We start from the raw sequence: 14,556 nt of genomic DNA, 5'->3' as shown, positions 1-14,556 counted from the left end.
GGAACATCGACATGAATATTTTCTGGTTTATTCCCACTCATGGTGACAGTCGTTATCTTGGCACCAGCAAGGGCGCTCGTCAGGTCGATCATGCTTATATGAAACAGATTGCCGTAGCGGTAGACAATCTCGGTTATGCCGGTGTCCTGATTCCGACTGGTCGCTCTTGTGAAGATCCGTGGATCACCGCTGCCAGCCTGATTGATGCCACCAACCAGCTGAAATTCCTGGTGGCGCTACGTCCTGGCATTACCACCCCGGCACTTGCTGCACGGATGGCTGCCACCTTCGACCGTCTTTCCAATGGCCGTATTCTGCTTAATCTGGTGACGGGCGGTGACGAGCAAGAACTCAAGGGTGATGGTCTCTATGAAGATCACAGTACCCGTTATCAGACTGCCTCTGAATATGTCAAAATCTGGCGTGAAATCCTGACCCGCTCACATACCGGCGAATCGTTTACCTTTCACGGCGAACGCCTCAGTGTCGATGACGCCAAACTGCTCTACCCGCCTGTACAGCAACCTTATCCTCCACTGTGGTTTGGCGGTTCATCAGAAGCGGCAACCGAATTGGCGGCGGAACAGGTCGATACTTATTTAACCTGGGGTGAACCTCCTGCTGCAGTGAAAGAAAAGGTCGAATATTTGCGTGCCAAAGCAGCGGCCAAAGGGCGTACCCTGAATTATGGGATCCGCTTACATGTGATTGTGCGTGAGACCAATGAACAGGCCTGGGCAGCAGCAGATGAGCTGATTCAATATCTAGATGATGCCACCATTGCCGCAGCACAGAAAAAATTTGCGCAAATGGATTCTGTTGGCCAGCAGCGTATGGCTGCCCTTCACGGCGGACGTAAAGACCAACTTGAAGTTTCACCGAACCTCTGGGCAGGCATTGGGCTGGTCCGTGGCGGCGCAGGAACCGCTTTGGTCGGTGATCCTGAAACGGTCGCGGCACGTATTCAGGAATATGCCGATTTAGGTATCGATACCTTTATTTTCTCGGGCTATCCACATCTGGAAGAATCGATCCGTTTTGCTGAACTGGTGTTCCCATTATTACCCCTTAAAACCCGCGAGAAACTGGCACAGCCACATTTAACCGGACCATTTGGTGAAATTATTGCCAATAACTACGTGCCGGAGGTCAAGGAAGCTAAGCCCTTAGCCAAGGAGACTGCATGAATAGCAAAGTTTCCGTCAATAATGTTTCACGTGGAACACAAAAAATAGGCAGCAGTTTATTGCCTTGGCTATTTCCAGTGTTACTGGTGCTGGTTTGGCAAGCTGCTTCGAGTTCGGGCCTGTTACAAAGCCGAGTATTACCCGCTCCAAGTGCTGTGATAAGTGCGTTCTGGCACTTACTGCTCAGTGGTGAACTTTGGCAGCATGTTAAAGTCAGTGCGGGTCGCGCTTTGCTGGGTTTACTGATTGGCGGTGGCTTGGGGCTGATTTTAGGGCTACTTAACGGCTCATCGCGTATTGCTTCAACCTTGCTTGATACCACTTTACAAATGATCCGTAACATTCCGGCATTGGCGCTGATTCCATTAGTAATTTTATGGTTCGGAATTGATGAAACGGCCAAACTGTTTCTGGTTGCGGTAGGCGTATTTTTCCCGATCTACATCAATACCTATCACGGCATCCGTTCCGTCGATCCCCAGCTGATCGAGATGGGTAAAAGTTATGGGCTAAGCCGCTGGCAGTTGTATAAAGACATCATTTTACCTGGTGCCATGCCTTCCATACTGGTCGGTCTGCGTTTCTCTTTAGGACTGGTCTGGGTCCTTTTGATTGTGGCCGAAACAATTTCTGCACAATCAGGAATCGGCTATATGACCATGAATGCACGGGAATTTTTACAGACTGATATTGTTCTGGTCGGTATTTTACTCTACGCACTGCTGGGCAAATTGGCCGATGTCTTGGCTCAAGGTTTAGAACGTTATTTATTACGCTGGCATGCAGGCTACCAGAAATAAAAGGGAGATAAAGATGAGTAATTTAAATCTAAATTTCTATGACAACAATCTGGTGCAACCTGTGACTGAACCAGAAACAGCTCAGGCACCTGCCAATGGCGCAGATATTTTGATTGAGCAACTATATAAGTTTTATGGTAAGGTCAAGGTTCTGGAAGATCTTGATTTGCATATTCAGGCAGGTGAATTTGTTGCGGTCGTCGGACGTAGTGGCTGTGGTAAAAGTACCCTGCTTCGTCTGATTGCCCAACTCGAAAAAGCCAGTTATGGTGAAATTAAATTCCAGTCCGCCCGTCATTTTCGTGAAGGTATCACCAATGCAGACATTCGGGTGATGTTTCAGGACCCTCGCCTGCTGCCATGGAAAAGCGTGCTGCAAAATGTGCAACTGGGACTACCTAAAGAACAGCACCAACTCGCAGCAACCTTACTGGAAAAAGTCGGCTTAAAAGAGAAAGCCTCGCAATGGCCTGCACAACTCTCAGGGGGGCAACGTCAACGTGCCGCACTGGCACGTGCGCTCTCGCATTCTCCTCGTATCTTGCTTCTGGATGAACCTTTAGGCGCCTTAGATGCCCTGACCCGTTTGGAAATGCAAAACCTGATTGAACGTCTCTGGAAGGAACAAGGTTTTACCGCCATTCTGGTGACACATGATGTAAGTGAAGCTGTCCAGCTAGCAGATCGAATTATCCTTCTGGATCAGGGCCATATTGCGCATAATTTTCAGGTGAATCTGCCACGTCCACGTAAAAAGAGTATTGCTTTTGCACAACTTGAACAACAAGTTCTTGATGCGGTTTTAGCCACCTAAAACCGTTTCACTTTTTCTAAAAAATGCGTCAAATCATCAAAAATAAGGATTCCAATTGATGACCAACAGATGAATTATTTACAAAATATGTATGACCTTTTTTAGATTTCAATAATTATCAAACACATCCCTAATTTTGGCCCAAAAAGTATAATTTTTTCGATAAAAAAATTCTGTGACTGTGCACAAATCCGGCAATTTATCTTACAATGTCAATGACATTTTTTGAATCAAGCTCGCAGATGGAACAGAAAAAAAGTACACAAAAGCGCAATCAACTGCTGAATGCTGCCCTGGATGTTTTTTCCGTCTATGGGTTTAGTGGCGCAAGTCTGGATGAGATTGCACAGCTCGCAAATATGCATAAATCTAATATTTTCTACTACTATGAAAATAAAGAGTCACTGTATGTGGAAGTGCTGACCACGGTTCTGCAAAAATGGCTGGCGCCTTTACAGACTTTGGAGTCAGAACTTGAACCGACAGAAGCACTGACGCATTATTTAATTCAAAAAATCGAAAGTTCACGTGACCAGCCAAAGGCTTCACGTTTATTTGCACTCGAGATTATTCAAGGTGCACCTCATATTTTGCCGATCTTGAAAGGTCCGTTAAAAAAACTGTTTAAGCGTAAAGCTAAAGTCATTCAAACTTGGCAAGAACAAGGTAAATTGTCGGCAGAGATTGATCCAGAACTGTTGATTCTGAATATCTGGGCCATTACACAGAATTACGCGGATTTCTCGACCCAGATTGAAATGGTAACAGGAAAAACCTTGCGTAATCGTAGTATGTTTCAACGCAGCATCGAGCATACTGTGCATGTGATGTTATACGGCGTGTTGCCACGTTAAATTTTCTTCACAAGCCTTGTTTTAGCGATTGAAATAAACGAAAAAAGCGACGGTGTTAGTCGCTTTTTTTCTTGCCAAATGGTTAAGGTGATTATTCAAAAGTATTCTACTTTTTTAAATTGGGGAAAATGTAGGATTTTTATTCATCAAATAACTTTCTAATTATGAAATATATAGATTTAGCAAGATTATCAATAAGCTGCTGACCTTGTCTAAGATATGATTGATCATCATCAACTTCAGCTAATTTAATGGCATCACTAATTTTAGATCCTGCTATATGTGCATCTCCATTCCTCATATCGTATATACCAGCAATTATGCCAAACATTTGACGAGCTTTATCCTCACCTACTTTATCCGCCAAAATACTTTCAAAAAGTTTATTTGAGCCTAGATCATTTTTTAATTTATGATTGGAAAGCTGTTTGAGAGCTTTTTTATTTAAACGTTCTGAAAAAAAGCGAGCTAGCTCTTTTGCTAATCGCAATAAGGATGGTTCATCTTTACTAGCAAATCGAGAAATATTCTTAAAGAAGGTATCTGCATCAACTTTATGTAAAAAAATTTCTAACTTATATTTTTCATAAAAATTTTGCTCTAATACCTTTGCCAGTTCAAATAATTTTATTTCTGGAGCATGGGTTTTAGCTGGATTAGCTTCTACTTGAGACAACATTAACTCAGCTGATACTTTACCATCAGGCACTACATTATGACTTAACCAAACATGTTGTTCCCAAGGTTTTAGTCGAGCAATATCATAAGCATATACTGTTATATAATCGGCTACATTTAAACCAAAATGTGTTCTATAACCTGAGGAAGAATTTATAGCCCCTGTTTCCTGTGTATACCAATTTAAAGAAAAACCTCTATACGTAAGTAGTTCATTAATTACAGAAGATCTAAACCAAAGCCAACGTCCAATAGATTCATCATTTAATTTATCAGAGGTTATTCTTCGTCCATCTGTTTCAATAATAAAGCTAGGTAAATTGTCATCTTGGTCATTTCTTATTCTGATACTTTTCCCGTTATGCTTTATCCATTCATCTTTGAAAAATTCTCCCTCGACTCTTACACCTGAATATCCTCCTGTATAGCCCCCTCTTTGTTCATATGCTGTATTTTCATCATTCTCTTCTCCCATTACAGGAGCATCTTCTTCATTATCAATATCAGTTCTCCACACTCGCATGGACGCCCATGTACCGCCATAAACACTTTCAAGATCGCGGATTAAAAGTTCGAATCTACCGCCTTCAATCTCTTCATTTTTATCTTCAAGATCCTTATAAGGGCTGGTTTCTAGACTTTCTACATTCTCAACTCTTTGTCGGTAATATGAAATTCGCAGGTTTAGATTTCTAGCAGCAAGATAGTCTATTAAAAATTCTTTTTTAATTTCGATAAGTACATGATCATTATTTTCATCAAATATCTCCTTAATTACGGGAGTAAAATTTTCCAACGGACTTACCCAAATATTTCCCTCCTTCACTAGCTGTAGTGCCATGATTAAATCAGGGTTAATTATCCATTCACGCTTGTGTGTTAAAGGATGTGTATAGCTAAATACTAAATGAGTCCCTATAGGTTGTTTATCATTGTATTGATACTCTTCAACCGTTTTATAATATCCATCATCATAGGCATATGGAGTTGTCTCACAACCTATTCCTATGTCACTCCAACTTAAGCTGTCAGCTAAACTCATATGCTTTTCAGGAAAAGCAACTGTACCGCACCCGAAGTAATCTTCAATGTATCCGATATTTCTAATATCCCCATGAGTACTATTCTGTGATGCTCTTAATGGTATCCAAGTTGCATTATTAAAAGACCTACGAATTTCTTTAGTCTGTAATATCCAATCTTTCTTACTCATCCTATTTCCCTTATAAATACGATTAAATTTTAAGATATCTTTGAATAAAAGCTAAACTTTCTTATTTTTTAGATCACTTTCTCATTCACTCTTCATTTAACATAAATCTCTTATGCGTAACCAGCTTGCAAACTAAAGTAATTTTTAATTTCAACAATCTACCGATAAACAAAAGCCCACCCATACATACTACGGCATTAAACCTTTGTACTTAAAAATGCGCCTGATACAACGCCAATAATTTTTGTGCGCCTAGTAACAGGTTTTCTTCCCACTCTAAATGAGCCGTATCATTGGCACCATCAGTAATATATTTAACGGAAATCAAACGTACCCCCAGTTTCTGACAGACTTTAGCTAAGGCATAGCCTTCCATATCAACCAGATTACAGCTGACTTTCGGTAAGCCTGTTTCAAACGAATCACCCGTGCCACAAATTCCTTTTGGTAAAGACTCAAAATGCGGCTGGGCATGGATGTCAGCAGGAATCTCGTCATCCATTGGCGTGACACCAACTGCAAAACCGAGTGGGGAGACATCCATATCACGCTGCACGAACGTGGTGACTTCAACTAGACTATGTGCATCAAAGTACGAACTTCCGGCACTGCCTAAATTAATCAATGTTTTGCACCCTGTCTTTTGAATCACCTCAAAGGCTTTGAATGCCGCATTAATTTTGCCAATTCCACTGTAATGGACTTCTATGCCTGCCTGCTCAAACAAACCTTTGGACTCGCTCGGCAAAGCCATAATCAGAGCAACATCAGCATTCATAAAAAGACTCGTTCAAATCAAAATAGAGACACAAAAAAGGTGTGCTTTAGCACACCTCGATATTATTGCATCTTCTGCTGTAAGGCGACCAAACAGGGAGAGAAAAATAACTGACCACTATAGGCACCTGCCAGCGTTTTCTTCATCACCAAGGCCCATAATCCGACCAGCAGCAGACTGAGAACCACGGCAACATACTGTAAAAAATCAATATGTAACTGATGCGCTAAATTAAAGATCGCCAAAATAAATACACCGAACGGGAACGTGAGGCCCCACCAGCCTAGGTTAAATGGAATGCCAGTGCGCATATGGCGTAATGTAGTCAAAATCGCGATACCAAACCACCATAAACCGAAGCCTAATAACACCAGACTCGCTACGATGCCTAAAGCAGGTAATAACGTTGCCAAACCTTCAAAGCCCATCGCTTGCATGATCCGTGGCGCCTGCTCGCCGAGTAATAGTAATGCTAACGCCCCTGTCCCGATCGGACCTAAACATAACCAGCTAGAAATCGCCACTTCTTTCTCAGGCAACTGATGCAATGCCAGACGTAACATCAGGATAGTTAAAATTGCAAATGCAGGTAACACAGAAATGCCCCATAATACATAGCCTGTGATCAAGATGGTCAAGGCATGCTGATCGGCTGCTAAATGTTGCAATAACAAGCCCGCAGAGCTGGCAGCAACTTCACATGCCACAATCGGCAACAGCCAGACGGCGGTCATGCGTTGCAGTTGATGGTCCTGACAACTAAACATACAGAATGGCACCAACCAAGCAATTACTACAGCAAGAACAACATCGATATACCAAAGGTAAGTTGCAATTTGTATGGCGATATCACCATATAAATGGGTACCGAAACTGAGAAAACCATTGGCAATCGTGGCTAAACCCATGGGTATCGCACCCAAAAACAGACTCATATTGGGATGGCTAAAAATCTGCTTGGCTTCAGTCGGAAATAAGATCCAGCGTAAGCCATACAACACAGTAAAAGTAGTAAATAACAGAATGTTGAATTGCCACAATTTCGTCGCAAGCATAAACAAAAGAGATGAAGCAAAAGGCAGCTGTGTTAAAATCATCGCCACAACCCCTGTGCCCATGGTGGCAGTAAACCAGTTCGGGGTAAAATGGCGTATTACATCGGTGCTCTGCTCTAGCTGATAAAACGGCTTTCTCATCTCTATCTCGATATCAAGCGACTATGCAGCTATTTTAGTTTAATCATTAAATAAGAAAAATTGATTTATTTTTATTTAATGAATCAATTTAACTGATATAAAACCTCTAAATATTGAAAATTTTCTGTGTAAAAACACAACAACAAGACGAAACGCTGAGAATATGGCAATATATAGCCTTTGCAAAAATCACTGTATTTAACGCCCATGAAGTTGCTTCGTCTCAACGCATTATCGCCAGATTTTCAGTTACCGCCGACTGCGGTAACCATTGGCAATTTTGATGGTGTCCATCTCGGCCATCAAGCGATGATTGCTCAACTCAAAACGTTGGCTTCTGCGCAAGGCTTAAAAACATTAGTGATGATTTTTGAGCCGCAACCGCTTGAATTTTTTAAAGGTTATGATGCTCCGCCACGCATTAGCTCATTACGTGAAAAAGTAGAATATTTAACCGAGCTGGGCGTAGACTACATTGCAGTTGCGAAATTTAACCAATATTTTAGAAGTCTAAATGCCACAGAATTTGCAGACCTACTCAAATTAAAACTGAATGCGCAAAGCCTTGTACTGGGAGATGACTTCCATTTTGGTAAAGACCGCCAAGGCAACAGCGAATTTCTACGCAACTATGGCTTTGATGTCACCAATTTAAATACCATTGCCTTAAACGGTGAACGGGTCAGTTCAACCCGTATTCGTCAGGTCCTACAAGCAGGTGATCTGGCTTTAGCGGCAAAATTACTGGGACGTCCATATAGCATCACTGGCCGTGTCCAGTATGGTGACCAGATTGGTCGCACCCTTGATTTCCCAACGATTAATGTGCGTTTAAACCGTCATAAACCGTGCTTAAACGGGATTTATGCGGTCGATGTGGTGTGTGAAGATGCCTCTCTTACAGCAAAAATAAAACATGCAGATCCTGCCCTTAATGGCATCTCTGGCTATCAAGCTGATAGTTTGTTTGGTGCAGGTCATGTGGGAACACGCCCAGCCATCAAACAAGACCAGCCAGAATGGCGATTAGAGGTACATTTCCCTGATGTTTCTGCTAATCTGTATGGCTTATTGATGCGGGTAACCTTCCTTCACTATTTACATGGTGAGCTGAATTACCCTTCGCTTGAAGCCCTCAAAACCGGAATTAATGATGATGTGCAAAAGTTGCGAGATTATCGTAGCAGCACAGCAGAATTTCCTTTTTAAATTTAATTTTCATTTGTAATACATGTCAGTTTACAAACTGATCAAACTGGAAGAAAACTTGCATGAGCGATAAGCAAACTCCTGAAAATGCAGTGGATTATAAAGCCACACTCAATTTGCCAGCGACTGAATTTGCCATGAAGGCAAACTTGGCTGTGCGTGAAGCCAAATGGTTAGAAGAGTGGTATGCCGACAACATTTATCAGCAGATTCGTGCATCGCGTATTGGCAAGAAAAAATATGTCCTTCATGACGGCCCTCCCTATGCCAATGGTCAAATTCATTTAGGCCATGCAGTCAATAAAGTCTTAAAAGATATCATTATCAAAAGCCGTATTTTAGATGGCTTTGACGCACCTTATGTGCCAGGTTGGGACTGTCACGGTCTGCCAATCGAACTGAAAGTAGAAGAAAAAGTTGGTAAGGTCGGCGTCAAGGTTGATGCATCAACCTTCCGTAAAGCTTGCCGTGAATATGCATACACTCAAGTCGAATTACAGAAAAAAGACTTTGTGCGTATGGGCGTGTTTGGTGACTGGGACAATCCATACCTCACCATGAACTTCAAACAAGAAGCAGATATCGTACGTGCGCTTGGTGCAATTGCCAAGGCAGGTCATATTGAGCCGGGTTTAAAACCAGTGAACTGGTGTATGGACTGTGGTTCTTCGCTGGCTGAAGCTGAAGTTGAATACGAAGATAAAAAATCAGATGCCATTGATGTCGGCTTTACCGTGGTTGATCTGAACGATCTCAGCACGCGTTTGAATGTCGAGGTGAAAGATGCGACTGATATCGTGATCTGGACCACAACGCCATGGACCTTGCCTGCCAACCAAGCAGTCGCGCTACACGCGGATATCGACTATCAATTGGTACAGGTGACCACTGACCGGGGTACGCAAAACTTTATTCTGGCCAAAGATCTGGTCGAATCGGCAATCGAGCGCTATAAGCTTGAAAACCCAGTTGTACTCGCTGATTTCAAAGGCGCGGCAATCGAAAATCTTTTATTGCAACATCCGCTGTTAACTGATCGCCAAGTGCCTGTGATTTTAGGCGAACACGTGATTGCAACCAGTGGTACAGGTGCAGTCCATACCGCACCGGGCCACGGTGTAGACGATTACAAAGTCGGCTTGCTCTATCAATTGAAAGTTGAAAATCCTGTAGGCGGCAATGGTGTATATTTACCTACTGCGCCAATTTTTGCAGGCGAACACATCTATAAAGCCAATCCTCAAATTATTGAAGCATTGGGTGCAGTCGGTCGTTTATGGGCGCATCAGCCAATCAAGCATAGCTATCCGCATTGCTGGCGTCACAAAACACCAATTATCTTCCGTGCGACACCACAATGGTTTATCAGCATGGATGCCAATGGTCTACGCCAAAATGCATTAAACGCGATTGAAAATGACATTGAGTTTGTGCCTGATTGGGGTCAAAGCCGTATCCAATCCATGATTGAAGGTCGTCCTGACTGGTGTATCTCACGTCAACGGACCTGGGGTGTGCCAATCCCGTTCTTCGTTCATAAAGATACCAATGAATTGCATCCGCGCACGCCTGAACTGATTGAAGAAGTGGCTAAGCTGATCGAACAGGAAGGGATTGACGGCTGGTATAACCGTGAAGCAAGTGACTTCATTGGTGCAGATGCCGAAAACTACAATGCAATCCGTGACACACTGGATGTCTGGTTCGACTCTGGCACAACCCACTATGCGGTGCTACGTGAACGTGAAGACCTGCAAGATCCTGCTGACTTGTATCTTGAAGGTTCAGATCAACACCGTGGCTGGTTCCAGTCTTCATTGCTGACCTCAATTGCCATCAATGAACGCGCGCCATATAAAGGCTTGCTCACCCACGGTTTTGTGGTCGATGAGAAAGGCCGTAAAATGTCTAAATCATTAGGTAATATCATTACCCCACAAGACATTATTAAAGATATGGGTGCAGATGGCTTACGCTTCTGGATCGCTTCTGCAGACTACCGTTATGAAATGACGGCCGGTAAAGAAATCTTTAGCCGTGCTTCAGATGGTTACCGTCGTATCCGTAACACCTTACGTTTCTTGCTGGCGAACCTGAATGGCTTCAAGCCATCTACGGATGCGCTGCCAGTGGACCAGTTGATTGCATTAGACCAATACATCCTGCAACGTGCTGCTGAGGTTCAAAAAACCATTCAGCAAGCCTATGAAGAGATGAATTTCCATATTGTGACCAATGCCCTCACCAACTTCTGTATCAACGATTTGGGTGGGTTCTATCTCGACATCATCAAAGATCGTCAATACACCACCAAGGCAGATTCACAAGCACGTCATTCTGCCCAAACCGCGCTGTACCATATCGTTCAGGCCTTTGTTCGCTGGATGGCACCAATTCTCAGCTTTACCGCACAAGAAGCATGGCCTTTAATCCCAGAACAAACTGAAAAATATGTGTTTACCGCTGAATGGTATGACATTCCAACCGCATCAACAGCAAACTTACTGTCTGAAGCAGATTGGCAAACATTGATTAGCGTAAAATCAGCAGTAAATAAACAGATTGAAGCAGCACGTAACGCTAAACTGATTGGCAGTAACTTATCTGCAAAAGTTGAACTTTGGGCAGATGAAGCATTACAGAAATTGTTGAACCAATTGGCTGATGAATTACGCTTTGTCTTGATCACCTCTCAAGTCATTGTGCATCCGTATGCTGAACAAGGTGAAAGCACTGACCTTGCCGGGTTACGTGTTCAGGTTTCAGCGGCGGATGGTGAAAAATGTGTACGCTGCTGGCATGTGCTGCCAGATGTAAATACACACGTTGGTCATGCTGGTTTATGCGCTCGTTGTATTATCAATGTCACTGGCAGTGGCGAAGTGAGAAAATATGCATAATTCTGTGCAAACAAGCCCCGCAAAAAAAGGCTTATTCCAGTTTTACCCGCACAACTTCATGTGGCTTGGACTTTCTGTTCTTGCCATTGTGCTGGATCAATGGACCAAATGGATTGCAAGTTCGCATTTAAATTATGCTGATCCTGTTCCGGTTCTGCCTTTTTTAAACTGGACATTACTTCACAATCATGGCGCAGCATTTAGCTTTCTATCTGATGCGGGTGGCTGGCAACGTTATCTGTTTACCTCTCTTGCGGGCATTGTGTCGATTATTTTTGTGTTCTGGCTAATGCGCATGCCAAAGAAAATGATCATTTTGCCTATGGCAATTGCGTTGATTCTCGGTGGAGCCATTGGCAACCTGATTGACCGTGTCAGTCTGGGCTATGTGGTCGATTTTATCCATGTCTATTACCAGAACAGCCATTTCCCGGCATTTAACCTTGCAGATAGTGCCATTACTTTGGGAACGATTTTACTGCTAATCGATACCTTCTTCCTCGAGAAGAAACGCAACCAAAATGCGGATAGATAAGATGAACGAAATTATTCACCCAAACGAAGAAATTCGTATTCAGGACGGTTCAAAAGTTGACTTGCACTTTTCGGTTTCAATCGAAAATGGTGTTGAGATCGACAATACCCGTAGCCGTGAAGAACCTGTCAGTCTGGTGATTGGCGACGGTAACCTGTTACCTGGCTTTGAAAAAGCTTTATTTGGTTTACGTGCAGGCGATCGTCGTACTGTACATTTACCACCTGAAGATGCTTTTGGCCCCTGGAATGCTGAAAATATCCAGATCTTCGATACCGTTAAGTTTGAACAGCGTCCAATCGTTGGTCATATGATTGAATTTGAAGATAAGGCCAAAGCCACCTTATTTGGAATTGTAAAATCGGTCAATGATGACACCACTGAAATCGATTTTAATCATCCACTGGCAGGCAAAAATATTACCTTTGAAGTGGAAATCTTTAAGGTCACCCCTGCTGGACAGCAAGGCATTAAATTGATGTAACATAAAAGCTCTCAAATGAGAGCTTTTTTTAACCCTGAATAAAAGTATAAGATCATTAAAAGACATTTATTTTCGATTCAAAGCAATAACACAGGAAGATCAATATGCTCATTTACATTATCGTCGGTAGCATCCGCGAAGGTCGCACAGCCATTAAAATCGCCAATTGGGTCGATCAGGCCATCAATGAACTTTCATTAAATGATATTCAGACCGAGATTATCGATCTGAAAGAATGGGCCTTACCTATCTTTGCAGGCGCACATCCTCCGGCGACAGGTGTTTATGACCAACCTAAACAACAACAATGGGCCGATAAAATTGCCGCAGCTGATGCATTTATCTTGATTAGCCCTGAATATAATCATGGCTACAGTCCAGCACTCAAAAATGCATTGGATTACGTGGCTAAGGAATGGCAAGGTAAACCTGCAGCTTATGTGGGCTATGGTGCAACCAATGGCTCTCGCTCGATTGATCAACTCCGTCAGGTCGCGACCTATATCGGCTTGGTGGACAGCAATGCGGTTCTTGAAATCCGTGATATTTTTAAACGTAACAAAGAAGAAACGTTTGAAGCCAATGAGTTTGAAGTGAAAGGCTTGTCAGCGTTAATGAGTAAACTACAGAAGTATCATATCGCTTAATTGTACGCCTAAGCGTACGTTGATCAGGTAGATTTACGTCTATATCCAACCCAGCTTAATCGTTAATATATGAAGCATAGAGAAACAGGAAGTCTCATTGAGAATAATAAAACACACAGGACGTGGTCGTTAATAGGATATCAACGACATAAGCGGAATACGAAGAAGCCCCGTCAGGATGATGGGGCTTCTTTTTATCTATGTGAAGCATGTAACAGAAATTGACATCGTATCCCGCAAGATACAATCTGCCCCAGAAAGCCCTACATTTTTCATGTTTTTAGCTTGTTACCCTAAAATAAAAATGATTTTGAGGTCGTAACCATGGGTAAAAAAGCATTAATCATCACATCTAACGCAGGCGTTGAACATGATGAGCTGATTCAGCCACTCGAATTTTTAAAAGGCAAAGGTATTGAAGTCATCCATGCTGCAGAAAGCTTTGATGCTGTGCAGACAGTAAAAGGTGATAAGGCACTTGGTCCAAGTTATACACCACAAGCCTCATTGGATCAGGTTTCTGTAGAAGATTACGATATTTTGATTATTCCTGGCGGTACCGTCAATGCCGATACCTTACGGCTCAATGAAAAAGCCCATGCCATCATTCAATATTTTACCGATCAAAACAAGCCGATTGCCGCAATCTGTCATGCGCCTTGGACACTCATCAATGCAGAACGGATTAAGGATAAAAATCTAACGTCCTATAAAAGCATTCGTCTGGACCTAGAAAATGCAGGCGCACACTGGGTGGATGAAGCGGTACATCGTTGTAATACCAATGACTGGCCTCTTATCACCTCACGCTGCCCAGATGATATTCCACAGTTCAATGAAGCTATCTTGAAAGAATTGAGTCAAGAATAAGCTCTTAGACAGCATTATTTTTCTCTACGCCAATAAAAAACACCCCCAACCGTTAGGTTAGGGGTGTTTCTAATTTAAAAGCTGGCGATGACTTACTCTCACATGGCAAGTGCCACACTACCATCAGCGCTAAGAGGTTTCACTTCTGAGTTCGGGAAGGGATCAGGTGGTTCACTCTTGCTATTGTCGCCAGCAAACTGTTTTGGTTTTGGGTGGTCTTACGTTTTTTGCCACTTAGTACCGAAAGAGTTATTAACGGATTAGTTTAATTGAGTCGTATTGTAACCAGTTTCTACACTAAATCAAGTTATGTATTGAATTTATCTTGAATACAACAACTGTTTGGGTGTTGTATAGTCAAGCCTCACGAGCAATTAGTATTGGTCAGCTT

General features: G+C 42.6%; 13 protein-coding genes and 1 rRNA gene. 10 read left to right on the top strand and 4 right to left on the bottom strand.

Annotated elements, in window-relative coordinates:
- Positions 1 to 11 precede the first annotated feature (11 nt).
- From ssuD to IEV39_RS16210, 4 genes are all read left to right on the top strand, one after another.
- Positions 12 to 1,187, top strand: a complete 1,176-nt coding sequence (gene ssuD / locus IEV39_RS16225) for an FMNH2-dependent alkanesulfonate monooxygenase (protein ID WP_005281480.1) — start codon at positions 12 to 14, stop codon at positions 1,185 to 1,187.
- Positions 1,184 to 1,987: an aliphatic sulfonate ABC transporter permease SsuC gene (gene ssuC, locus IEV39_RS16220; RefSeq protein ID WP_005281482.1), complete on the top strand. Its 804-nt coding sequence runs from the start codon at positions 1,184 to 1,186 to the stop codon at positions 1,985 to 1,987. Before ssuD ends, ssuC begins: the two co-directional genes overlap by 4 nt.
- A 13-nt stretch (positions 1,988 to 2,000) precedes the next feature.
- Positions 2,001 to 2,801, top strand: coding sequence for an ABC transporter ATP-binding protein (locus tag IEV39_RS16215; RefSeq protein ID WP_005281485.1), 801 nt, complete (start codon positions 2,001 to 2,003; stop codon positions 2,799 to 2,801).
- 242 nt (positions 2,802 to 3,043) lie between these two features.
- Entirely contained in the window at positions 3,044 to 3,655 is a 612-nt protein-coding gene (locus IEV39_RS16210; protein ID WP_005228225.1) for a TetR/AcrR family transcriptional regulator, read from the top strand.
- 139 nt (positions 3,656 to 3,794) lie between these two features.
- Here the strand turns inward: IEV39_RS16210 and IEV39_RS16205 are convergent, their stop codons facing one another.
- The 3 genes from IEV39_RS16205 to IEV39_RS16195 all read right to left on the bottom strand — a co-directional run bounded on the left by IEV39_RS16205 (position 3,795) and on the right by IEV39_RS16195 (position 7,520).
- The gene (locus IEV39_RS16205; RefSeq protein ID WP_005281488.1) at positions 3,795 to 5,546 is read right to left on the bottom strand and encodes a hypothetical protein; all 1,752 of its coding nucleotides are present in this window, start codon (positions 5,544 to 5,546) and stop codon (positions 3,795 to 3,797) included.
- 211 nt (positions 5,547 to 5,757) lie between these two features.
- Positions 5,758 to 6,324: a 5'-methylthioadenosine/S-adenosylhomocysteine nucleosidase family protein gene (locus tag IEV39_RS16200; protein WP_005281490.1), complete on the bottom strand. Its 567-nt coding sequence runs from the start codon at positions 6,322 to 6,324 to the stop codon at positions 5,758 to 5,760.
- Between the two features lie 62 nt (positions 6,325 to 6,386).
- Positions 6,387 to 7,520, bottom strand: a complete 1,134-nt coding sequence (locus IEV39_RS16195; RefSeq protein WP_005281493.1) for a TDT family transporter — start codon at positions 7,518 to 7,520, stop codon at positions 6,387 to 6,389.
- A gap of 207 nt (positions 7,521 to 7,727) precedes the next feature.
- Between IEV39_RS16195 and ribF the strand changes: the two genes are divergently transcribed.
- The 6 genes from ribF to IEV39_RS16165 all read left to right on the top strand — a co-directional run bounded on the left by ribF (position 7,728) and on the right by IEV39_RS16165 (position 14,165).
- The gene (ribF, locus tag IEV39_RS16190) at positions 7,728 to 8,729 is read left to right on the top strand and encodes a riboflavin biosynthesis protein RibF (protein ID WP_005281496.1); all 1,002 of its coding nucleotides are present in this window, start codon (positions 7,728 to 7,730) and stop codon (positions 8,727 to 8,729) included.
- 62 nt (positions 8,730 to 8,791) lie between these two features.
- The gene (ileS, locus tag IEV39_RS16185) at positions 8,792 to 11,629 is read left to right on the top strand and encodes an isoleucine--tRNA ligase (RefSeq protein WP_005281499.1); all 2,838 of its coding nucleotides are present in this window, start codon (positions 8,792 to 8,794) and stop codon (positions 11,627 to 11,629) included.
- A 4-nt stretch (positions 11,630 to 11,633) separates the two neighbouring features.
- Positions 11,634 to 12,164 (top strand): signal peptidase II, encoded by a 531-nt coding sequence (gene lspA, locus IEV39_RS16180; RefSeq protein ID WP_126687689.1) that lies wholly within the window; start codon positions 11,634 to 11,636, stop codon positions 12,162 to 12,164.
- A gap of 1 nt (position 12,165) precedes the next feature.
- Complete coding sequence (locus IEV39_RS16175; protein WP_005228218.1) at positions 12,166 to 12,648, top strand: FKBP-type peptidyl-prolyl cis-trans isomerase; 483 nt, start codon at positions 12,166 to 12,168, stop codon at positions 12,646 to 12,648.
- Between the two features lie 104 nt (positions 12,649 to 12,752).
- On the top strand, positions 12,753 to 13,295 hold the full coding sequence (locus tag IEV39_RS16170; protein WP_005228217.1) for an NADPH-dependent FMN reductase: 543 nt from the start codon (positions 12,753 to 12,755) through the stop codon (positions 13,293 to 13,295).
- A 324-nt stretch (positions 13,296 to 13,619) separates the two neighbouring features.
- On the top strand, positions 13,620 to 14,165 hold the full coding sequence (locus tag IEV39_RS16165; RefSeq protein WP_005281506.1) for a type 1 glutamine amidotransferase domain-containing protein: 546 nt from the start codon (positions 13,620 to 13,622) through the stop codon (positions 14,163 to 14,165).
- Between the two features lie 79 nt (positions 14,166 to 14,244).
- Here IEV39_RS16165 and rrf read toward each other — a convergent pair.
- Positions 14,245 to 14,359, bottom strand: a 5S ribosomal RNA gene (gene rrf / locus IEV39_RS16160).
- Positions 14,360 to 14,556: the final 197 nt, after the last annotated feature.

It is taken from the genome of Acinetobacter courvalinii (assembly GCF_014635545.1).
GTDB lineage: Bacteria > Pseudomonadota > Gammaproteobacteria > Pseudomonadales > Moraxellaceae > Acinetobacter > Acinetobacter courvalinii.
This window is presented reverse-complemented; position numbering and strand designations above follow the sequence as displayed.

Excerpts from the sequence above, each read along its gene's own strand:
- ssuD (WP_005281480.1), top strand. The coding sequence starts at position 12 with ATGAATATTTTCTGGTTTATTCCCACTCATGGTGACAGTCGTTATCTT.
- ssuC (WP_005281482.1), top strand. The coding sequence starts at position 1,184 with ATGAATAGCAAAGTTTCCGTCAATAATGTTTCACGTGGAACACAAAAA.
- IEV39_RS16215 (WP_005281485.1), top strand. The coding sequence starts at position 2,001 with ATGAGTAATTTAAATCTAAATTTCTATGACAACAATCTGGTGCAACCT.
- IEV39_RS16210 (WP_005228225.1), top strand. The coding sequence starts at position 3,044 with ATGGAACAGAAAAAAAGTACACAAAAGCGCAATCAACTGCTGAATGCT.
- IEV39_RS16205 (WP_005281488.1), bottom strand. The coding sequence starts at position 5,546 with ATGAGTAAGAAAGATTGGATATTACAGACTAAAGAAATTCGTAGGTCT.
- IEV39_RS16200 (WP_005281490.1), bottom strand. The coding sequence starts at position 6,324 with ATGAATGCTGATGTTGCTCTGATTATGGCTTTGCCGAGCGAGTCCAAA.
- IEV39_RS16195 (WP_005281493.1), bottom strand. The coding sequence starts at position 7,520 with ATGAGAAAGCCGTTTTATCAGCTAGAGCAGAGCACCGATGTAATACGC.
- ribF (WP_005281496.1), top strand. The coding sequence starts at position 7,728 with ATGAAGTTGCTTCGTCTCAACGCATTATCGCCAGATTTTCAGTTACCG.
- ileS (WP_005281499.1), top strand. The coding sequence starts at position 8,792 with ATGAGCGATAAGCAAACTCCTGAAAATGCAGTGGATTATAAAGCCACA.
- IEV39_RS16175 (WP_005228218.1), top strand. The coding sequence starts at position 12,166 with ATGAACGAAATTATTCACCCAAACGAAGAAATTCGTATTCAGGACGGT.
- IEV39_RS16170 (WP_005228217.1), top strand. The coding sequence starts at position 12,753 with ATGCTCATTTACATTATCGTCGGTAGCATCCGCGAAGGTCGCACAGCC.
- IEV39_RS16165 (WP_005281506.1), top strand. The coding sequence starts at position 13,620 with ATGGGTAAAAAAGCATTAATCATCACATCTAACGCAGGCGTTGAACAT.